General features: G+C 62.3%; 16 protein-coding genes. 7 read left to right on the top strand and 9 right to left on the bottom strand.

What is annotated here, in order from left to right; genetic code table 11:
• Nucleotides 1-16 precede the first annotated feature (16 nt).
• Entirely contained in the window at nucleotides 17-1,375 is a 1,359-nt protein-coding gene (locus BMH52_RS05310) for a glutamine synthetase family protein (RefSeq protein ID WP_014718136.1), read from the bottom strand.
• Between the two features lie 137 nt (nucleotides 1,376-1,512).
• On the opposite strand from BMH52_RS05310, the gene BMH52_RS05305 reads away from it, so the two are divergent.
• Nucleotides 1,513-2,409 (top strand): helix-turn-helix domain-containing protein, encoded by an 897-nt coding sequence (locus BMH52_RS05305; protein ID WP_072434441.1) that lies wholly within the window; start codon nucleotides 1,513-1,515, stop codon nucleotides 2,407-2,409.
• Nucleotides 2,410-2,468: 59 nt separating this feature from the next.
• Here the strand turns inward: BMH52_RS05305 and BMH52_RS05300 are convergent, their stop codons facing one another.
• Genes BMH52_RS05300 through BMH52_RS05290 form a run of 3 tightly spaced genes read right to left on the bottom strand, consistent with a single transcriptional unit; the run spans nucleotide 2,469 to nucleotide 5,603 of the window.
• Nucleotides 2,469-3,572: an acetoin dehydrogenase dihydrolipoyllysine-residue acetyltransferase subunit gene (locus BMH52_RS05300; RefSeq protein ID WP_072434440.1), complete on the bottom strand. Its 1,104-nt coding sequence runs from the start codon at nucleotides 3,570-3,572 to the stop codon at nucleotides 2,469-2,471.
• Nucleotides 3,569-4,588 carry an alpha-ketoacid dehydrogenase subunit beta gene (locus BMH52_RS05295; protein WP_003190665.1) on the bottom strand — a complete coding sequence of 340 codons (1,020 nt, stop codon included), beginning with the start codon at nucleotides 4,586-4,588 and terminating at the stop codon, nucleotides 3,569-3,571. Before BMH52_RS05295 ends, BMH52_RS05300 begins: the two co-directional genes overlap by 4 nt.
• A gap of 37 nt (nucleotides 4,589-4,625) precedes the next feature.
• Nucleotides 4,626-5,603 (bottom strand): thiamine pyrophosphate-dependent dehydrogenase E1 component subunit alpha, encoded by a 978-nt coding sequence (locus BMH52_RS05290; RefSeq protein ID WP_057977155.1) that lies wholly within the window; start codon nucleotides 5,601-5,603, stop codon nucleotides 4,626-4,628.
• A 307-nt stretch (nucleotides 5,604-5,910) separates the two neighbouring features.
• On the opposite strand from BMH52_RS05290, the gene BMH52_RS05285 reads away from it, so the two are divergent.
• On the top strand, nucleotides 5,911-7,773 hold the full coding sequence (locus BMH52_RS05285; protein ID WP_034125781.1) for a sigma-54-dependent Fis family transcriptional regulator: 1,863 nt from the start codon (nucleotides 5,911-5,913) through the stop codon (nucleotides 7,771-7,773).
• 41 nt (nucleotides 7,774-7,814) lie between these two features.
• Here the strand turns inward: BMH52_RS05285 and BMH52_RS05280 are convergent, their stop codons facing one another.
• Complete coding sequence (locus tag BMH52_RS05280) at nucleotides 7,815-8,594, bottom strand: acetoin reductase (RefSeq protein WP_003190660.1); 780 nt, start codon at nucleotides 8,592-8,594, stop codon at nucleotides 7,815-7,817.
• Between the two features lie 191 nt (nucleotides 8,595-8,785).
• Here BMH52_RS05280 and BMH52_RS05275 point away from each other — a divergent pair, with 191 nt between their 5' ends.
• Nucleotides 8,786-10,948, top strand: a complete 2,163-nt coding sequence (locus BMH52_RS05275; protein ID WP_073843096.1) for a TonB-dependent siderophore receptor — start codon at nucleotides 8,786-8,788, stop codon at nucleotides 10,946-10,948.
• On the opposite strand, the gene BMH52_RS05270 is transcribed toward BMH52_RS05275, so the two are convergent.
• A complete protein-coding gene (locus BMH52_RS05270; protein ID WP_072434438.1) occupies nucleotides 10,938-12,068 on the bottom strand; it encodes an MFS transporter in 1,131 nt (376 codons plus the stop codon). The genes BMH52_RS05275 and BMH52_RS05270 overlap by 11 nt on opposite strands.
• Before the next feature lie 98 nt (nucleotides 12,069-12,166).
• On the opposite strand from BMH52_RS05270, the gene BMH52_RS05265 reads away from it, so the two are divergent.
• Nucleotides 12,167-12,937, top strand: a complete 771-nt coding sequence (locus BMH52_RS05265) for a helix-turn-helix domain-containing protein (RefSeq protein WP_038449861.1) — start codon at nucleotides 12,167-12,169, stop codon at nucleotides 12,935-12,937.
• A 5-nt stretch (nucleotides 12,938-12,942) separates the two neighbouring features.
• Here BMH52_RS05265 and BMH52_RS05260 read toward each other — a convergent pair whose 3' ends face one another.
• The 3 genes from BMH52_RS05260 to BMH52_RS05250 all read right to left on the bottom strand — a co-directional run bounded on the left by BMH52_RS05260 (nucleotide 12,943) and on the right by BMH52_RS05250 (nucleotide 15,965).
• On the bottom strand, nucleotides 12,943-13,380 hold the full coding sequence (locus BMH52_RS05260; protein ID WP_003190655.1) for a carboxymuconolactone decarboxylase family protein: 438 nt from the start codon (nucleotides 13,378-13,380) through the stop codon (nucleotides 12,943-12,945).
• Nucleotides 13,381-13,473: 93 nt separating this feature from the next.
• Complete coding sequence (locus tag BMH52_RS05255) at nucleotides 13,474-14,919, bottom strand: mechanosensitive ion channel family protein (RefSeq protein ID WP_072434437.1); 1,446 nt, start codon at nucleotides 14,917-14,919, stop codon at nucleotides 13,474-13,476.
• 179 nt (nucleotides 14,920-15,098) lie between these two features.
• Entirely contained in the window at nucleotides 15,099-15,965 is an 867-nt protein-coding gene (locus BMH52_RS05250) for a pirin family protein (RefSeq protein ID WP_054896578.1), read from the bottom strand.
• Between the two features lie 368 nt (nucleotides 15,966-16,333).
• Between BMH52_RS05250 and BMH52_RS05245 the strand changes: the two genes are divergently transcribed.
• The 3 genes from BMH52_RS05245 to BMH52_RS29930 all read left to right on the top strand — a co-directional run.
• Nucleotides 16,334-17,440: an efflux RND transporter periplasmic adaptor subunit gene (locus BMH52_RS05245; protein ID WP_073843094.1), complete on the top strand. Its 1,107-nt coding sequence runs from the start codon at nucleotides 16,334-16,336 to the stop codon at nucleotides 17,438-17,440.
• Nucleotides 17,441-17,442: 2 nt separating this feature from the next.
• Nucleotides 17,443-20,517 carry an efflux RND transporter permease subunit gene (locus tag BMH52_RS05240; protein WP_020301847.1) on the top strand — a complete coding sequence of 1,025 codons (3,075 nt, stop codon included), beginning with the start codon at nucleotides 17,443-17,445 and terminating at the stop codon, nucleotides 20,515-20,517.
• A 110-nt stretch (nucleotides 20,518-20,627) separates the two neighbouring features.
• A partial coding sequence (locus BMH52_RS29930) for a hypothetical protein (protein ID WP_143192513.1) occupies nucleotides 20,628-20,841 on the top strand: 214 nt, incomplete at its 3' end.

The following is a 20,841-nucleotide window of genomic DNA, read 5'->3' as shown; positions in this document are numbered from 1 at the left end:
CCTCTTATGCTTGTTTTCAGACGCTCAACAGCAGGAACTCACGCTCCCAGGAACTGATCACCCGCTTGAAATTCTCATGTTCGGCGCGCTTGACCGCGACGTAGCCGCGCACGAATTTTTCGCCCAGGTACTGCTTGACCGTGTCGCAATCCTCCATGCGCGCCAGCGCATCTTCGAGGGTGAACGGCAGGCGCAGGTTGCGGCGTTCATAGGCGCGGCCTTCCACCGGGGCACTGGGTTCGATGTGCTCGATCATGCCCAGGTAGCCACACAACAAGCTGGCAGCAATCGCCAGGTAAGGATTGGCATCGGCGCCCGGCAGGCGGTTTTCCACGCGCATCGCCTCCGGGCTGGAAGTGGGTACGCGCAGGCCGACGGTGCGGTTCTCTTCGCCCCATTCGACGTTGACCGGCGCCGAGGTGTCCGGCAAAAAACGCCGAAACGAGTTCACGTTGGGTGCAAACATCGGCAGCAGCTTGGGGATGTACTTCTGCAGGCCGCCGATGTGATGCAGGAACAACGGGCTCATGTTGCCGTCGGCATCGACGAACACCGGTTTGCCGGTGGCGATTTCGACCACGCTCTGGTGCAGGTGCATGGCGCTGCCGGGCTCGTCGGCCACCGGCTTGGCCATGAAGGTGGCGGCGACGTTGTGCTTGAGGGCGGCCTCGCGCAAGGTGCGCTTGAACACCGTGATCTGGTCGGCCAGGTCCAGGGCGTCGCCATGGCGAAAGTTGATTTCCATCTGCGCCGGGCCGTCTTCGTGGATCAGGGTGTCGAGGTCCAGGCCCTGGGCTTCGCACCAGTCATAGACATCTTCGAACAGCGGGTCGAATTCGTTGGCGGCATCGATGGAAAACGACTGGCGCCCGGTTTCGGCGCGGCCCGAGCGGCCGATGGGAGTTTTCAATGGCAGGTCCGGATCTTCGCAGCGCTGGGTCAGGTAGAACTCCATTTCCGGCGCGACAATCGGCTGCCAGCCTTGGTCGGTGTAGAGCTGCAGGACTTTCTTCAACACATTGCGCGGCGACAGTTCGATGGGGTTGCCCTGCTTGTCGAAGGTGTCGTGGATCACGATGGCGGTGGGCTCGATGGCCCACGGCACTACGTAAGTGGCGTTGGCGACCGGGCGGCAAATCATGTCGATATCGGCCGGGTCCAACAGGTCGTAATAGATATCGTCGTCGACAAAGTCCCCGGTTACCGTTTGCAGCAACACACTTTCCGGCAGGCGCATGCCTCGCTCATGCAGGAACTTGTTGGTGGGTGCAATCTTGCCGCGTGCGATGCCAGTCAAGTCACTGATCACGCATTCGACTTCGGTAATCTTGTGTTCTTTCAGCCAGGTGGACAGCTGATCGAAGGGGGCGTTCATAAGGACCTCGTCTTGGGTGGGATGCGACGCCGGGTTGTACTCCCAGCGCATTGAGGTCTATCTTGGGCCAGCCTTGAAACGGCATCTATCCACTTTGCACGCGGCACAACGCACCAATAGAGTGCGCACGGATCACCATGACACAGGCAACCGCTTTGCGCGTACAGGCCTTCGCCACCGGCGATGTGGCCGCCCAATGCAGTGCGACACCCGGCTGGGTGCAGCAGTACCAGCAGATGTCCCCCGGGCATTTTGCCGGGCAGGTGCGCTACCTCGACCTGCAAGGGGTGCAGGTCTACGAAGAATGCATGAACACCCGGGTGGAGCAGCATTTCAACGCACCTGCCGGCGCCCTGGCGTTCTGTTTCGACGCCAGTGACAACGCGCTGTACCTGCTCAATGGCGAAAGCCGCAACACCTGGATCACCCCGGTCAACTACCGCGAAGTGGCCGTGGTGTTCGGCCCGCAGTTCGTCCAGCGCCACGGCCTGGATATGGCCAAGCTCGAAGGCCTGTTCATGGCACCGCTGAGCTGTCGGCAAAATGCGCTGTTCACTCGCTGGCTGAGCGGCACCCTTACGCGCCTGTCGGCACTGACCGACCCCATCAGCCGCGATGCCCTCACCCAGCAACTGCTCGACGACTGCCTGTTTATCCTCGACAACGCCTGCGTGTGCCTGGACGGCAGTTCACTGCAAAAGCGCAGCGAAGAACGCCAATTGATGGCGCGCATCGGCGAATGGGCGGCGGATGCGCCGGATGAAACCGCCAACCTGTTGGAACTGGCGCAGATTGCGGGGGTGCCGTTGCGCCAATTGCAGCAAGGGTTCAAGACCTACACAGGGATGAGCCCGGCGCAGTGGTTGCGGTTGCGCCGCTTGAACGGGGCGCGGCGGGAGTTGCTGAGCACGACCGACACCACGGTGGCCGAGGTCGCGATGAATTGGTCGTTCTGGCATTTGGGGCGGTTTTCAAACAGCTACCGGGCGCTTTTTCAGGAGCTGCCCAGCGAAACCCTGAAACGCTCCAGCTGAAAAAACACCCTTGACCTTGTGGGAGGGACAGGCCAAACCGTCCCTCCCTTGAACCTCAATCAGGGCTGCGCTTTCAAAAAGGTGGAGATCAGTTGATTGACCTGCTCCGCCGCCTCCAGCTGCACCATATGCCCCTGCCCCGGCAATACATGCACCTGAGCCTGCAGCCCTTGGGCGTGGCTTGCCGGGATGATCGCATCGTCACTGCCCCAGATCACCAGGCTCGGCTGGCGGCCCACCTCGCTGCGAAGATCCAGCATCTGCCGCCCGCCATCGAACAGCTTGTGATCGAGTTGGCGCAACGCTTGATCCACCCCTTCCAGGCGCTTGAATTTGAGCATGTCCTCCAGCATCTGCCGCGTCACCAGCGCAGGGTTACTGAACAGTTGAGTCAATGGCGGCTTGAGCGCGTTACGGTTGTTGGCTTCGACAAAACCTCGCAGGTAATCGCCGTTGATATCGGCACCCAGACCGGCGCTGGCGATCAAGGTGATGGAGGCGATACGTGCAGGCGCCAGGCTGGCGACGGTGAGGGTCACCAGCCCACCCATGGAGTGGCCGGCCAAATGCACACGGTCGAGCGCCAGGTGGTCGAGCAATGCCAGTACGGCGTGACTGAGTTCGGCAGCGTCTCCCGTTTGCAGAGACTTGCCCGACTCCCCGTGCCCTGGCAGGTCCAGGGCAATCACCCGGCGTTCGGCGGCCAGGGCCGGTTGATTGAACAGCCAGTTGTTCAGATCGCCCCCGAAGCCGTGCACCAACACCAGCGGCGTGCCGCCCTCGCCCATGTCCAGATAACGCAGCAAGCGCCCGCCTACCTCGACTTTTTGTGCGCTGGGGCCGGCCTCTTCGGCTTCGGCGGCACTGGAGACGAACCCGGCGTTGAAGCTTTCGATCACGCTATCGATCTGAGCCTCTGTCGCCTCGCCCTCCACCACAATTCCCAGTAGAGCGCCCACCGGCAGGGTTTCATCACTGAGCGCCAGTACCCGACGCAGCACGCCGCTAAAAGGCGCCTCGACACTGCTGGAGATCTTGTCGGTCTCCACGTCCAGCACTTCCTCGCCCTTTTCCACTCGGTCGCCGGGTTGTTTGAGCCAGACATCGATGCGGCCCTCGGTCATCGACAGGCCCCATTTGGGCATGGTCAGGGTATGAATCATGCGGCGGTCCTCTTGTCGGCGATCTTCATCACGGCGGCCTCGATCTTCGCGGCGTTGGGGATGTACAGGTCTTCCAGTGCATCGGAAAACGGCACCGGGGTGTGCGGCGCGGTGACCATCTCGATGGGAGCGCGCAGGAAAGCGAACCCCCGCTGGGCCACCAGGGCACTGATGTCGGTGGCGACCGAGCAGCGTGGGTTGGATTCGTCGATCACCACCAGGCGCCCGGTTTTCTCGACGCTTTCAAGGATGCTGTCTTCATCCAGCGGGCTGGTGGTGCGCAGGTCCAGCACTTCACAATCAATGCCTTGACGCGCCAGGTTGGCCGCAGCCTCCAGGGCGATATGCAGCATGCGGCCGTAGGTCACCAGCGTCACATCCTTGCCCTCACGCACAAAGTTGGCTTCGCCAAACGGGACCGTGTACAGCTCTTGCGGTACGTCGCCCTGCATGCCGTAGAGCATTTTGTGCTCAAGGAAAATCACCGGGTCATTGTCGCGGATTGCCTGGATCAACATGCCCTTGGCGTCGTAGGGCGTGGCCGGGCATACCACCTTAAGGCCGGGGATATGCGTCCACATGGAGGTGAGCATTTGCGAATGCTGGGCAGCCGCCCGCAAACCGGCGCCGTACATGGCACGGATCACCAGCGGTGTAGTGGTTTTGCCACCGAACATATAGCGGAACTTGGCAGCCTGGTTGAGCAACTGGTCCAGGCAGCAGCCGATGAAGTCGACGAACATCAATTCGCACACTGGGCGCATGCCACGGGTAGCGGCGCCCACCGCCATGCCCACGTAGCCGACCTCAGACAACGGTGCGTCCAGCACGCGCCCGGGAAATTGCGGGTGCAAGCCCTTGGTCACGCCAAGCACGCCGCCCCATGCGTCCTGCTCACCGGGGGAACCGGTGCCACCGGCCACATCCTGACCGATGATGAATACGCTCTGGTCACGGCCCATCTCTTGAGCCAAGGCCTCATTGATCGCCTGCTGATAGCTGATTTTACGAGCCATTAGATTCTCTCCACGTCTTGTTTTTATAGGGTTGGTATCAGCGGTAGGCCACGTAAACGTCGCTTAGCAGGTCGGCGGCCTGGGGCTTGGGATCGGTTTTGGCCAGGCGTACGGCGTCTTCGATCAATTGCGCCACTTCACCGTCGATGCGCTCGAACTGCGCTGCATCCAGCCAGCCTTCGGCATGGCAGCGCTGACGGAACAAGGCCAGGCAATCGGCGCTTTCGCGCAGGTTTTTCACTTCGTCAGCGCCGCGATAGGTTTGCGCATCGCCCTCGAAGTGCCCGTAGAAACGGCTGAGCTTGACCTCGACCAGCGTTGGCCCGTCGCCTTGGCGCGCCCGCTCCACAGCAACGCCGAGTGCTTCATGCACCGCGAAAAAATCATTGCCGTCGACGATCACCCCCGGCATACCAAACCCGGCGGCGCGCTCGGCGATGTCTTTGCAGGCCACCGACCAACCGGCGCCAGTGGCCTCGGCATAACCGTTGTTTTCGGCGACAAACAGACACGGCAGCTGCATGATCGACGCCAGGTTCATCGCTTCGAACACGGCACCTTCGTTGGAGCCACCGTCGCCAAAAAACGCCACTGCCACGCCCTGGCTCCCCTTGAGCTTGGCAGCCAGCGCAGCCCCCGCGGCCAACGGTGCGCCGGCACCGACAATGCCGTTGGCGCCGAGCATGCCTTTCTCTTGGTCGGCGATGTGCATGGAGCCGCCCTTGCCGCCGCACACGCCGGTTTTCTTGCCATAGATTTCGGCCATCATGCCGAACACGTCGACGCCCTTGGCGATGCAGTGTCCGTGGCCGCGGTGGTTGGACGCGATGCAATCATCATCATTGAGGTGCGCCATGACGCCAGCGGCGCAGGCTTCCTGACCGGCATACAGGTGAACGAAACCGGGGATCTCGCCGGTGGCGAACTCCACATGCAGGCGTTCTTCGAAATCGCGGATGGTGCGCATCACGGTGTAGGCATGCAGTAACTGATCGGTGCACAGGTGGGTGGACATCTTGTTGTTCTCCAGGTTGTCTCGACGCACAAAAAACTGGCTGCGGCCAGTGCCAAGCTGTTCAGCACAGCTTGTGCCAACCGTCGAGAAAACCTGGCAAAGCCTTGATCCAGAGCCTTGCCACACAGCGATGCCCAGGCAAGTGGTCGACTAAATGTGAGACGCAACCACGCAGTTCGACCCTTGAGTCTCAGCGGCATGAGACGCAGCGTCTCAATGCAGGCGTTGGTCAGGGTGCCCTTGTCCGTGGGCACACATGCGCGCTTAATGACGCGCATAACAACAAAGCTTGAGAACCGGAGGCTTTATGCTCGCCATGAACTCCAGGGAGCATGTCGACTGTGTCAGTCGCGTGGTCCGCAATGCCGAGCGCCTGCCCCAGGCGCCCGTGCCGTCGCTGATCTTCGATTCGTGGCGGCGGTCCATGGAGCAACACCGCCTGGACCCCGGCTCCCTGCAAGGTCCACGTATCCTCAGCGAACCCTTGCTCAAGGAATGCCGCGAGCGCGCCGAGCTGTTCATGCGCATCGCCGGCGAAGAAGTCGCACAGTTGCACCATCGCGTGCGCCATGCCGACTACTGCGTGATGCTCACCGACGCCCAGGGCCAGACCATCGATCACCGTGTCGATGCGAGCATTCGCACCGACTGCCGCAAGGCCGGCCTTTACCTGGGCACCTGCTGGTCGGAAGCCGAGGAAGGCACCTGCGGCGTGGCCACGGTGCTGACCAGTAAAACGGCGGTAACGGTGCACAAGCGTGATCACTTTCGCGCAGCGTTTATCGGCCTGACGTGTTCGGCTGCGCCCATCTTCGACCCGCAGGGCCACCTGTTGGGTGTGCTGGATGTCTCGGCGCTCAAGTCGCCGGATGACCGCGGCAGCCAGCACCTGATACGGCAGATGGTGGCGCAGAGCGCCCAGGCCATCGAAAACGCTTTTTTCATGCACAGCGCCCGGCAGCACTGGGTGTTACAAGCCCATAGCACTCCAGGCTTTGTCGACAGCCAACCCGACCTGCTGCTGGCCTGGGACCAGGACGGACGTCTGCACGCCTTGAACAGCAAGGCGCGTCAAGCCCTGCGCTTGCGCTTTGGCCAGCTGCCTGAGCATATCGGCGAAGTGTTCGATGTGGATGCATTGCGTGCAGCCACTGATCAGTCAACCCGGCAGTTGCACTGGCTGGGCAAGCCCGGCGCGGTACACGTGAGGGTCAATGCACCCCGACGCCCCTCGGTTCGGGCGCTGCCAGAGACTCAAGTCGACCCGCGGATCCAGGAGCACCTGCGCTTGGCTGCGCGGGTCAAGGACCGCAACCTGCCCGTGCTGGTGCAAGGTGAAACCGGCGTCGGCAAAGAAGTCTTCGCCCGCCAGTTGCACGAGCACAGCGCGCGCCGGCACGGGCCGTTTGTGGCGGTGAACTGCGCGGCGATTCCGGAGAGCCTGATTGAAAGCGAGCTGTTCGGCTATTCGCCCGGCGCCTTCACCGGAGCCTCCAGCAAAGGCATGAGCGGGCTGCTACTGCAAGCCGACGGCGGTACGTTGTTCCTCGACGAAATCGGCGATATGCCGTTGGCGTTGCAGACACGGTTGCTGCGGGTGCTGGCCGAGGGTGAAGTCGCGCCGTTGGGCGCAGCGAAAACCCGCGTGGTGAACATTCAGGTGATCTGCGCCAGCCACCGCGATTTGGCGGCGCTGGTCAGCGCGGGCCGATTCCGTGAAGACCTGTACTTTCGCCTGGGTTGTGCGCGCTTCTGCCTGCCGCCGTTGCGCGAACGCACCGATAAGCTGGCCCTGATCAATCGGCTGTTGGAGCAAGAGGCGCGTAACAGTGGCGTGTCGTTGGGCATCGGCCAGGCCACACTGCAATTGCTACTGGGTTATGCGTGGCCGGGCAATGTGCGGCAACTGCGGCATGTGCTGGCGTACGCCTGTGCGGTGTGCGAAGGCACTACTCTGCAAGTGGTGGATTTGCCGATTGAAATCCGGGGCGAGCAGCCTCAAGGGCTGGAAGAGCAAAGCGCCAGCCCCGAGCGTCAAATGGTTCTGGATGCGTTGATTCGCCATCGCTGGAAACCCTCGCCTGCGGCACAGGCCCTGGGGATTTCAAGGGCAACCCTGTACCGACGCGTGAACCAACTGGGTATTGATATGCCCGGCAAAACCCACTGATACAAGGGATCGACTCCCACGCAGGCGAGTCGACCACGCTGTCAGCGGTAGACCAGGCCACCGTCGATCAACGGCGCCTGCCCGGTCATATAGTCTGCGTCCGGGCCTGCCAGAAATGCCACAAACCCCGCCACATCCTCCGGCGTTTGCGCACGGCCCAAGGCAATCCCATCCACGTACTGCTTGTAGGTTGCCCCCACCTGCGCCCCGGTAATCTCGGCCATGCGCTTGTCGATCTCAACCCACATATCGGTGCCCACCACACCGGGGCAATAGGCGTTTACCGTGATCCCCGCGCTCGCCAGTTCCTTGGCCGCCGCCTGGGTCAAGGCGCGCACCGCGAATTTGCTCGCCGAGTAGACCCCTAACAGCGCAAAGCCTTCATGCCCTGCGATTGAACAAGCATTGATGATTTTGCCCTTGTGCTTGAGCGCCTTGAATTTGTTGGCGGCCGCCTGGATCCCCCACAGCACGCCCTTGACGTTGATATCCAGGGTGCGCTCGACCTGCTGCGGGCTGACATCGAGCAATGAGTCGATCTGCGCCACTCCGGCGTTATTGACGATGATGTCGAATCCGCCCAGCGTCTGGTGGGCATGCTCTACCGCAGCCGTCACCTGTTCGCGTCTGGATACATCAGCGATGAACACAGAGGCTTTGCGGCCGGTGGCGACGATTTCGGCGGCCACGGCGTTGAGCTTGGCGCCGTCAATGTCCACCAACGCGACATCGGCGCCGTCCTGTGCAAGGCGCATGGCAATAGCCCGGCCTATGCCCTGCCCGGCGCCGGTGACCAGCGCGACTTTACCTGCGATACCCATGACAATCTCCTGAAACGATGAGGGGAGCCTTGTCTATCGCAAGCCGGCGCCTGGCTGTCGAGCCGCAACAGGATCGGCATCGGAGCTGAGACGGGTTGTCTCGCCGTGCGAACCTTGCGCGAAAGCTTGTAAAAGGCCGCGCTTATGCCTAGCTTAGGCGCCCCCCGCCCAGCGCTTTAAGGCCTTGCCCCATGGTTTTGCGTTTTCGCCCCGTCGTCACTTCACGTTTCGCCCTCGGCCTGTTGCTCAGTGGCGGCATCGGCAGCAGCCTGGCCGCCGAGATCGAGTTGCCGACGGTAAAGGTCCAGGGCCAGGATGAGTCGGGCTACCGCAGTGAAACCGCGTCGGTGGGCGGCTTTGATGAAGCGCCGCTGTTGGACACCCCCGCCTCGATCACCGTGATCAACGCCGCGCTGATCAAGGACCAGCAGGCACGCTTGCTCAGTGAAGTGCTGCGCAACGATGCCTCAGTGGGCGACAGTTATGCGCCTATCGGTTATTACGAGAATTTCGTGGTGCGTGGCTTTTCGCTGAACGCGGCCAGCAGTTACAAGATCAATGGGCGCACCATCACCGGCGAGCAGAACGTCGCGCTGGAGAACAAGCAGCAGGTGGAAGTGCTCAAGGGCCTGGCGGGTTTGCAGAGCGGCATTTCCGAGCCCAGCGGGGTGATCAACTACGTGACCAAACGCCCCCAGGATGTGCGCTCGGTGACGGTGTCCACCGATGATCGCGGCAGCGGTTATATCGCCACCGATGTCGGCGGCTGGTTTGGCAGCGAGCAGCAGTTCGGCCTGCGTGCCAACGTCGCCCATGAAGACCTCAATTCCTATGTGGAACACGCCAACGGCCAGCGCGATTTCGTGTCCCTGGCCTTTGACTGGAACATCAGCCCCGACGCCGTGCTGCAACTGGACGCCGAATACCAGAACAAGCAACAGCGTTCGGTACCGGGGTATCAACTGCTGGGGGGCACCGAAGTGCCCCACGGTGCTTCACCGAAGAAGCTGTTGGGGCACCAGACGGGCGGCAAGCAGGTCGGGATTGATTCGCTGAACCTCAACGGCAAGTTCGAGTACCGTTTCAGCGTTCAGTGGAAAGGCAGTGTCAGCGCGGCGCGTAGCAAGGTGGTGATTGATGACTACAGCTCGTTTGCCTGGGGTTGCTATGGTTCGGCCAGTTGCAGTGCCGCCAGCGTGCCGAACTACTTCAGCCCCGAAGGCAATTACGACGTCTACGACTACCGCAGCCCGGACGACACTCGCCGCGACGACGAAATCCAGGCGGCCATGACCGGCCTCTTCGACACTGCCGGCATCGGCCATGAACTGACCTTTGGCAGCAGCGCGTTTCGCCGAGTGATCGACAAACGCAAGTCGGTCAACGAATTCATCGGCACCGCCAATATCAACGAAGAGGTGCCGAGCTTTCCCCCGACCGACAAGCCGTTGAACGACAGCCACCGCAACCTCGACAGCCGCCAGTACGGGCTGTTCGTCACCGACCGCATCCGCTTCAACGAGCACTGGCAAACCATCCTCGGCGGCCGTGAAGTGCGCCTGGACGAAAAAGCCTTCGACAGCGTCACCGGCAACCAGACCCGCCACACCCAACAGTACGTGTTCCTGCCCCAGGCCTCGCTGATCTACAAGCCGGTGGACAACGTTTCGCTGTACACCAGCTACAGCAAGGGCCTGTCCCTGGGCGGCACCGCGCCGTGGTTTGCAAGCAATGCCGATGAAACACTCGCCCCCACCGTCTCGCGCCAGATCGAAGCCGGGGTGAAATACGACTGGCGCCGTATCAGCTTCGCCGCCGCCGTGTTCCAGACGCGCCAGGCTTACCAGTACGCCAAACCCGAAGGTGACACGTTCAACTACGTGCAGCAGGGCCAGCAAAAAAACACCGGCATTGAATTGTCCGCCAACGGCTGGGCCACCGACCGTCTGCAGATCGCCACCAGCGTGGCCGCGATCCGAGCGCGGGTGAGCGGCAGCGGCACGCCGGCGTACGAAGGCCATCAGGCGATCAACGTGCCCAAGCTGCGCGCCAGCGTGTACGCCGACTACGCCCTGCCCTGGGTCAACGGCCTGGCGGTATTGGGCGGCGTGCAATACAGCGCCAAGAAGTCCGCCAATCGCACCGGCAATGTGGAAGTGGGCGACTACGCCGTGGTCAACGTCGGTAGCCGCTACACCACCAAGGTCGATGGCTACGAAACGGTGTTTCGCCTGAGCGTCGATAACCTGTTCGACAAGCGCTACTGGCGCGACGCCGGCGAATACATGGGTGATGACTACCTGTTCCAGGGCGCACCGTTGACCGCGCGCCTGAGCGCGTCGGTCAACTTCTGAATAGCCGCGACGTGGCCAGCCACAACGCCGCCAAAGCGCACACCAACAGGCTCCAGCCAAGATCCTGGGACCAGGTCACCAAAGCCAGCCCGCCACCAATCACCAGGTAGTACAGCAAGCCAAACAGGGCGGCGGCGGTGCCAAGGCGGTCACGGTAATCGACCAGGGCCGCCCCCAGCACGTTGGGAATCGCCATGCCGAAGGCCAGCACCACCAACAGCATCGGCCACACCAACAGCCAACTGTGCTGCAGGGCCAACACCAACAGACTCCCCACCACGGTCACCGCGGCGGCGACAACCACCAACCGCTCGCCGCTCCACCCATGCTTGAGCAAGGCTTTGTTCAGCCATGCACCCGAGCCGGAGCCCAGCGCCAGCAGCACACCGCTGTAACCAAACTCGGCGGTGGAACGCCCCTGCTGCGCGAAGATAAACGGCCCCACGCTGTAATAGCTGAACAGCGCAATATTGAACGCCGCGACCAACCCGACCGAGCGCCATACTCCGGCATCCTTGAGCATCAGGCCGAGCGTCTGGCCAAGGGCGGCGGTGGGCAGCGATGCCGGACGGGTCTCCGGTAAGGCCCACCAACACCAGCCCCATAACACCCCCGCGAGCATCAGCAACGTGCAGAGCACACCGCGGTAACCGAAAAACTCCACCAGGCTCGCACCGCTGAACAAGCCGATAGCAGGACTGGCGGCCAGCGCAACGCCCATCACGGAAAACACTTGGGCCAGTTCGGCACCGTGGAAACGGTCACGCAGCACTGTCTGCGTGACCACCGACCCCACGGCCGCACCCAATGCCGCGCAGGCCTGGGCCAGCAGCAAGGCGTTGAATGTCGTCGCAGTCAAGGCCAGCGCCGAAGCGCCCACATAGACTGCCAGCCCCATCAGCATCACCGGCCGCCGCCCCAAACGATCACTCAACCGGCCCCACACCACCACGCCCAGGGCGAAGGCGAGGAAATACACCGACAAGGTCTGCCCCGCTCGCTCGGGCGCGACATCAAAGGCCCGGCCGATATCGCCCAAGGCCGGGCTGTAAAGGGTCTGGGCCAACTGCGGGAACATCAGCAGGGCCATGGTCAGCGCCAGCAATTTTTTAAACGTCATCACAAGATCCCTCCATAAACACAACGGACGGATTCTAGGGCGCGCCAGCTGGGCTATTATCCAGACTTCGACACTTTATCCATCAAATCGGACAACCCATGGCCTGGCTTGCCGCCACCGCGTCTTTCAACCCCGATGTTTACTCAGCGCCCGTGATCGGCATCGCGGCGGTGTTGGGCAATCACGATTCGGGCCTGCATGTGCACCAGCGCGGGCAACTGCTGTTCACCCAGCAAGGTTGCACGCGCATCACCCTGGACAATCAACTGTGCCTGTTGCCACCTAGCCGCGCAGCCTGGATCCCCAGCGGCCTGCCCCATCGCGCAGTGATGCAGCAGGCAGTGGATTATCGTTCGGTGTATGTGAGTGCGGCCCTGGCCGAGCAGTTGCCGGCCCAGGTGCGGGTGATCGAAGTGAGTGCCTTGCTCAGGGCAGTGCTGGAACCCATGGCCCTGGCGCCGTTCGAGACTGATTGGCAGGCGGGTCGCTATGCCCATTTGCTGGGGCTGTGCCTGGATGAAATCCGCCACGCAGCCGCACAACCCATGCTGCTGCCGTTGCCACGGGACAAGCGCCTGGCGCCGCTGCTAGCCCAGCTCGACCGCCTGCCCCCCACGCTGCAGGACCTGGAACAGCACATTGGCGCCAGCACCAAGACCATCGGCCGGATTTTCCTCAAGGAAACCGGCCTGGGGTATCAGCAATGGCGCCAACAGTGGCGTCTGATGCGGGTGATCGAACTGCTCGCCACCGGGCGCAGCCTGGGCTACTGCGCCTTTGAACTGGGCTTTGCCAGCGACAGTGCACTGATCGCCTTTTTCAAAGGCATGACCGGCACCACGCCGCGAAGCTATTTCAAAGCCAACTGACGGCCTTACTTGGGCATCTTGCGAAAGCCCACCGCCAGGCGGTTCCAGCTGTTGATGGTGGCGATGGCGACACTCAGGTCGACTTGTTCCTGGGGGCTGAATTGGGCGGCCAGTGCGTCGAAGTCTTCATCCGGGGCGTGGGTCTGGCTGAGCAGGGTCAGGCTTTCGGCCCAAGCCAGGGCGGCGCGCTCGCGCGGGGTGAAGAACGGGGTTTCACGCCAGGCCGACACGGTGTACAGGCGCCGCTCGGTTTCGCCGCCCTTGCGTGCATCGGCGGTGTGCATGTCCAGGCAGAACGCGCAGCCGTTGATCTGCGATACGCGCAGGCGCACCAGTTCCAGCAGTGGCAGTTCGATGGAGAGTTTGCCGACTGCCGCTTCCAGGGCGAGCATGGCTTTCATGGCGTCTGGGGAAGCGGTGTAGAAATCGGTACGGGTTTGCATGGTGTTGCTCCAGGACAGTGGGATTGGTGAGCAGGTTAGTCACCCCGGCGTCCTGGAGAAATAGCCAATCCGGGCGAAGAACAGGTGACCAATCTACAGGCCGCGGTTCCTCAGCCACTGGATGAAGCCCTTCTTGACCGGTACCACGGGCGCGTCTTCGGTCAGGGCCTGGGCGGCATGGCGGCGGAAGTCCAGCAGCGCCTTCATGGCTTCACCGATATCATGCCGGGCGTCCAGGCACGGCTTGAGGTATTCGTTTTCGATGCGGTAGAGCGTGCAGTAGGTCTTGGCCGAAAAATCCGCCAGCGCCGCCTGGTCGGAGAGAATGCCGGACTCACCGATCACCTCCCCCGGGCCCATGCGCCCTGCCTCGAACGTGTGCCCGTCCTTGATCAACAGCACCGAGACCACGCCGGACTCGATGATGAACAGGTGATCGCTGACCTCCCCCGCCGCCAGGATCATCTCACCGGCGCGGTAGGTGTGCAGGGTCATGTTCTGGCTGAAGGTGTCTTTTTCTTCCTGGCGTAAGGTGGAGAAGATCGTCGAGCGCTCCAGCAAGGCGCGGGCGCCAGACACCGCAGGCGGCGTGCTGCCTTCGGTGGCGGACAACAGGCCCACGCCCGCCGCCTGCAAATGCCGGTAGGCCAGGTCGTAAAGCTGGTTGCGGGTTTCGCGCTTGAGGCCCATGGCCGGCACAAAGCCGCTGATCTCATACTCCACGCCACTGCCGGTGGACGCCTTGAACGCGACGCTGGGCGCCGGCTGGGCCAGCAACGGCCGGCAGCCCTGCATCGCACGTTCCAGCGCTTCGATCACGGTTTGCGGGCGCGCATGGGGGCTCACTTGCAGGCTGACCGCCAGGCCGAACATGTCTGCCGGGCGCGAGAAGTTGATGATCTTGGCCTTGGCCGCCAGGGAGTTGGGGATCACCGCCAGGCTGCCCTGGGAGGTTTGCAGGCGCGTGGCGCGCCAGTCGATGTCGGTGACGCGGCCTTCGGTGCCGTCGATGGAGATCCAGTCATCGATCTGGTAAGGCTTGGTGGTATTGAGGACGATCCCGGAAAACACATCGCTCAGAGTGCTTTGCAACGCCAGGCCGACGATGATTGCCACGGCGCCGGAGGTGGCCAGCACGCCCTTGACCGGCAGGTCGAGCACGTAGGCCATGGCGGCGATGATCGCAATGAGGAAAATCACCGCGCCCATCAGGTCCTGCAACAAGCGCCCGGTATGGCCGACCCGCTGCATCATCACTGCGCCGAGCAATACCGTGAGGGTGCGCGCCGCAAACAGCCACCAGCCGATCTGCAATGCCGTGGCGGCCAGGTGCAAGGTGGTGTCATCGGCATAGGGCGCCGCCTGCATGGGGTTCATGCCGTCGTTGAACAACACGGCACTGAATACCGCGAAAATCACCAGCCGCGCTGCGAGTTTCCAGTTAGCCAGGTTGGCGGAAATAAGGCGCCACACGGCGATGTCGATCAGGATCAACGCCACGGCGCACAGCATCGGGTGATCAGCGATAAATGAGGGCATCCAGGCGACTCCAGGGCGAATGCCGAGAAGATCGCATGAAATCAGAACCCTGGAAACAAAATGTAGGAGCGAGCTTGCTCGCGAAAAACCACAACGATCACGCGTGCTGTCTGATTGAGCGCGGTATGTTGAAGTTCTTCGCGAGCAAGCTCGCTCCTACAGGAGGTGGCGGTGAACCGTCAGGCGTGCATCTGCCCGAATTTTCCCGACTGGAAGTCGGCAAATGCCTGGTGAATCTCCTGCTCGGTATTCATCACGAACGGACCGTGGCCGACGATGGGCTCGTCGATGGGTTCGCCGCTGAGCAGCAGCACCTTGGCGTCGTCGTTGGACTCCAGGGTCAGTTGCTTACCGTCGCGCTCGAACAGCGCCAATTGCCCCTGGCGTGCGACCTCCTCGCCGTTGATCAACAACGTGCCGCTGAGCACCACCAAGGCGGTGTTACGCCCGGCGTGCAGGTCCAGCGTGACCGCTTTACCGGCGTTGAGGCGCAAGTCCCATACGTCTATTGGCGTGAAGGTGCGGGCCGGGCCTTGAGTACCGGCAAATTTCCCGGCGATCAGGCGCAGGTGGCCGGCGTCGTTTGCCAATGGCAGCACCGGAATGTCGCCATCGACGATGGTCTGGTAACCGGCATCCGCCATTTTGTCCTTGGCCGGCAGGTTGACCCACAGTTGCACCATCTCCAGTGCGCCGCCACTACGGGCGAAGTCTTGGGAGTGAAACTCTTCGTGCAGGATCCCTTTGGCTGCGGTCATCCATTGCACATCGCCCGGGCCGATTTTGCCGCCGGCACCGGTGGAATCGCGGTGCTCGACTTCGCCGTCATAGACGATAGTCACGGTTTCAAAACCGCGATGCGGGTGCTGGCCGACGCCGCGACGTTGTTCAGTCGGGGTGAATTCGGCCGGACCTGCGTGATCCAGCAACAGGAATGGGCTGATGTGCTTGCCCATGGTGTCGTAGGAAAACAGCGTGCGTACCGGAAAGCCATCGCCGACCCAGTGGGCGCGGGGGCTGGTGTAGATACCAATCAGCTTTTTCATGGTGTACCTCCAAAGTGAGTACAGCTTAATTCGCCTCACTCCTGAGCACTAGACGGTAAAATTGGCCCTGATCGTTCTACATATAGAACGATACTTTAACCTGTGGGAGCGGGCTTGCTCGCGAAGGCGGCCTTGCAGTCAACACAGTTGGATTGTGTACATATCCATTGCTGCGGTAACGGCCACTTAGGGTTCCGCCTGACGGCGGGTCATCAGGGACAGACACTCCGCTTTCACGAACAAGCCCACTGGAGATTGGCGCATAGCTGACTGGGAATATCGGGGGCTGGATTAATTTATATTTCAACCATAATATAAGCAAAAGATTACGCCCATAATTTTTTGCACAATGGTTTCCGGAGTTCGCCATGCCCCCTCTCCCCCTGCGCCTTCTCACGCCCCTGGCTCTGCTGGTGGTCCTCAGTGGTTGTAACAGCAAGGCCGACAGCGCCGCCCAGGCGCCCACATCGCGCCCGGTGCTGGCCGTCAAAGTCGAAGCAGCCGGCACCCAGCAAAGCGCTTATACCGGCGTGGTGGCGGCACGCACTGAAAGTGACCTGGGCTTTCGGGTCAGCGGCAAGGTGATCGAGCGCAAGGTCGACCCCGGCCAGCACGTCTCCCGTGGTGACACCCTGTTGGTGCTGGACATCGGCGACTTCGAACTGGCGCTGCGCTCGGCCAAGAACCGCGTCAACGCCGCCCAGGCCCAACTGCGCCAGCGCCGTGATGATGAAAACCGTTACCAACGCCTGGCCAGTACCGGCGCGGTGTCGCGGCAGATCTTCGACCAGTCGGCCACCAACCTGCGCGTCGCCCAGGCCGAACTGGCCGCGGCGCAATCGGACGCCAGCCAGATCGAAAACCGCCGCACTTATTCGGTCCTCAAGGCCGATGGCGACGGCATCATCACCGACGTACTGGCCGATCGCGGCCAAGTGGTGGCCGAAGGGCAAATCGTGGCGCGCCTGGCCCATGACGGCGCCCGCGAAGCCATCGTCAACCTGCCGGAGAACCGGCGTGACCTGGCCGCGCAAAAAGCCCTGGCGCTTCCCTTTGGCGCAGCGGACCAGGCCGTGACCGCCACCCTGCGCGAACTGTCCGCCAGCGCCGACCCGGTCACCCGCACCTACCGCGCACGTTATGTGCTGCAGGGTCCGGTCGAGCGGTTCGCCCTCGGCTCCACCATCACCGTACGCCTGCAAGGCAATGGCCAGCCGCTGCAAACCCGCGTGCCGATTGGCGCCTTGCAGGATGCGGGGCAAGGCACGGGCGTCTGGCTGATTGGCGATGACCAAAAGATCAGCTTCGCCCCAGTGAAGGTCGCCAGCCTCGGCCAGGAAGACGCCTTGCTCGACAGCGGCGTAACACCCGGCCAAACCGTCGTCGCCCTCGGCGCTCACCTGCTGCACAGCGGCGACACGGTGCGCTTGCTGCCCGCCCAGGCGCTGGCCCTCAACCGTCAGCAGGATCAATGAGTATGCGCGGGATCAACCTCTCCGAACTGGCCGTCAAACACCGCGCCGTCACCTTGTTCTTGCTGATTGCGATCCTCGTCGCCGGGGTCTTCGCGTTCGGCAAGCTGGGGCGCGCCGAAGACCCTTCGTTTACCGTCAAGGTCATGACCATCACCGCCGCCTGGCCCGGCGCCACCGCCCAGGAGATGCAGGAGCAAGTGGCCGACCGCCTGGAAAAACGCCTACAGGAACTGGACTACTACGACCGCGTCGAGACCATCGCCCAGCCAGGCTTTGTGTCGATGCGCATGACCTTCCTGGAGTCCACACGCCCGAGCGAAATCCAGGAACTGTTCTACCAGACCCGCAAAAAACTCAGCGACGAAGCCACGCGCCTGCCCAAGGGCGTGATCGGGCCGTTTTTCAACGATGAATATTCCGACGTGTACTTTGCGTTGTACGCCCTGGAAGCCGAACACCTGCCCCATCGCCAACAAGTGCAAATGGCCGAGGAGCTGCGCCAGGGTTTGCTCAACCTGCCAGGGGTGAAGAAGGTCAATATCCTTGGCGAACAGGCCCAACGCGTGTTTGTGGAGTTTTCCTATGAGCGCCTGGCAACCCTGGGCATCAAGCCCGAACAGATCTTCGCCGCCCTCGCCGCACAAAACGCCGTGGCGCCCTCAGGCTTCGTCGAAACGGCGGGCGCCCGCGCTTATATCCGCATCGACGGCGCGTTCGACAGCCTGGCCTTGATCGAGAACGTGCCCCTGCAAGTCAATGGCCGCGTATTGCGCATCGCCGATGTGGCCACCGTGAGCCGCGGTTATGAAGACCCGCCCAGTTATCGCATCCGCCATCAGGGCGACCCGGCGTTGATGCTGGGCGTGATCATGGAGAAGCACTGGAACGGCCTGGAATTGGACAAGAGCCTGCAAGCCGAAGAAGCGCGGATTCAGGCCGACCTGCCCCTGGGCGTGAACTTCGCCAAGGTCTCCGACCAGGCGAAAAACATCAGCCTGGCAGTCAATGAATTCATGCTCAAATTCTTCGTCGCCCTGGCGGTGGTGATGCTGATCAGCCTATTGGCCCTGGGCTTTCGCGTGGGGCTCGTGGTGGCGGCGGCCGTGCCGCTGACGCTGTCGATCGTGTTCGTGATCATGCTGGTCACGGGCCGCGAATTCGACCGCGTGACCCTCGGGGCATTGATCATCTCCCTGGGCCTGTTGGTGGACGACGCGATCATTGCCATCGAGATGATGGTGGTCAAACTCGAAGAAGGCTTTGACCGCATCCACGCGGCCACCTACGCCTGGAGCTCCACGGCGGCGCCGATGCTGACCGGCACCCTGGTCACCATCATCGGCTTTCTGCCGGTTGGGTTTGCGCGCTCCGGGGCGGGTGAATACGCCGGCAATATCTTCTGGATCGTGGGTTTCGCGCTGATTTCATCCTGGCTGGTGGCCGTGGTGTTCACGCCCTACCTGGGCGTGAAGTTGTTGCCGCAGATCAAGCCAGTGCCCGGCGGGCATGATGCGATTTATGCCGGGCGCTACTACCAGAAACTGCGCAGCCTGGTGGAGGCTTGCGTGCGCGGGCGCTGGCTGGTGACCGGGCTGGTGGTGGCCGCGTTCGTGGTGTGCGGCCTGGGTATGGCGGTAGTGAAGAAACAGTTCTTCCCGGACTCCGACCGCTCGGAACTGATTCTGGAAGTGTATATGCCACCCGGCAGCGCCTTCAAAAGCACCGAAGCCGTGGCGGCGCAGGTGGAGAAGGCGCTGTTGCAAGAGCCGCAGACCAGTATGGTCGACACCTATGTGGGCGGCGGTGCACCGCGGTTTTTCCTATCGTTGAACCCTGAAATGCCCGACCCGGCGTTTGCCAAATTGATTGTGCAAACCCCGGATTCCCACGCCCGCGACGCACTGAAACTGCGGATGCGCGAGCGCATTGCAGCAGGCGAATTTTCGTCGGCGCGGGTACGGGTCACGCAGCTCGTCTTCGGACCGCCGGTGCCGTTCCCGGTGGTGTTCCGCGTCTCCGGGCCGGACCTGAATGTGCTGCGCGGGCTGTCGGAAGACGTGCGTCAGGTTGTGGCTGGCAACACGCTGACCAGAGACACCTTCCTCGAATGGGGCGAACGCGCCAGCGGTTATCGCCTGGTGCTGGACCAGGATCGCTTGCGCTTGCTGGGTTTTACCCCCGACGAGGTCAAGTCCCAACTCAACGCCCTGCTCAGCGGCAACCCGATCACCGAAGTGCGCGAAGGCAACCGCACCGTCTCAGTGGTGGCCCGCGCCCAAGGCAGCCAACGCGAAGACCTGGCCAATCTCAACAACATGACGCTGACCAACAGCGCCGGTACGTCGGTGCCGCTGGCCCAGGTCGGGCATTTCCAGGCGGTAATGGAAGAGCCGATCCTCAAGCGCCGCGACCGCGCCACCACCGTGGAAGTGCGCGCCGACATCATCGACGGCGTACAACCGCCCGATGTGGAAATGGCCGTGTACAAAGACCTGCAGCCACTGATCGCCAAACTGCCCAGCGGTTACAAAATCGACATCGGCGGCCCGGTTGAGGAAAGCGCCAAGGCCAACGTGGCCCTGGCGGCGCTGTTTCCGATCATGATCCTGCTGACCCTCACGGTGATCATGTTCCAGGTGCGCTCGTTCGGCGTGATGTTCATGGTGTTCGCTACCGCGCCTTTGGGCCTGATTGGTGCAGTGCCGACCTTGTTGCTGTTCAACCAGCCGTTCGGCTTCAACGCGATCCTGGGCCTGATTGGCATCGGCGGCATTCTGATGCGCAATACGCTGATCTTCACCGACCAGATCCGCCAGAACCAGGACCACGGCATGGCAATTCGCGAGGCCATCATCGAAGCCACGGTGCGGCGTGCGCGGCCGGTGATCCTGACCGCACTGGCGGCGGCGCTGGCGTTTATTCCGTTGACGTTGTCGGTATTCTGGTCGTCCCTGGCCTATGTGCTGATTGGCGGGGTGTTGGTGGGCACGGTGTTGACCCTGCTGTTTTTGCCGGCGCTGTGCAGCCTGGTGCTGCGCGAAAAAGCTGCTGAAACGTCCCACGTAACTGCCGGATAAGCTCTACTCCCCTCCTCTTTCAACCGCTGCAAAGTCCCTCGCCTGATCAAACAGTGCGAGGGATTGCAGATGGTGGTGTTCGTTAGAGCCCTGATGAATGGGGCTGTCTCTTGATCTCGGTGCTGGCCAACCTGGTGCTAGTGCCCATGGATCCCGAAGCGCCGAAGGTTGAGCGCGTATTCGCGGACTTCCGCACCTGCCTGAATACCTTTGATACGTGGACCGACAGCTTTTTAAGTGGTTCGGCACTTAGCGTGGAGCAGGTGTTCAAGGTGGGAGAACAGGTCGCACTGGTCGCGCCGGCTTCTTCCAAAAAACCCAGTC

The sequence above is a fragment of the Pseudomonas sp. BTN1 genome (assembly GCF_001907715.1).
Taxonomy (GTDB): Bacteria; Pseudomonadota; Gammaproteobacteria; order Pseudomonadales; family Pseudomonadaceae; genus Aquipseudomonas; species Aquipseudomonas paracarnis.
Note: the sequence above shows the minus strand (reverse complement) of the source record. Positions and strands in the feature narration are given on the sequence as shown.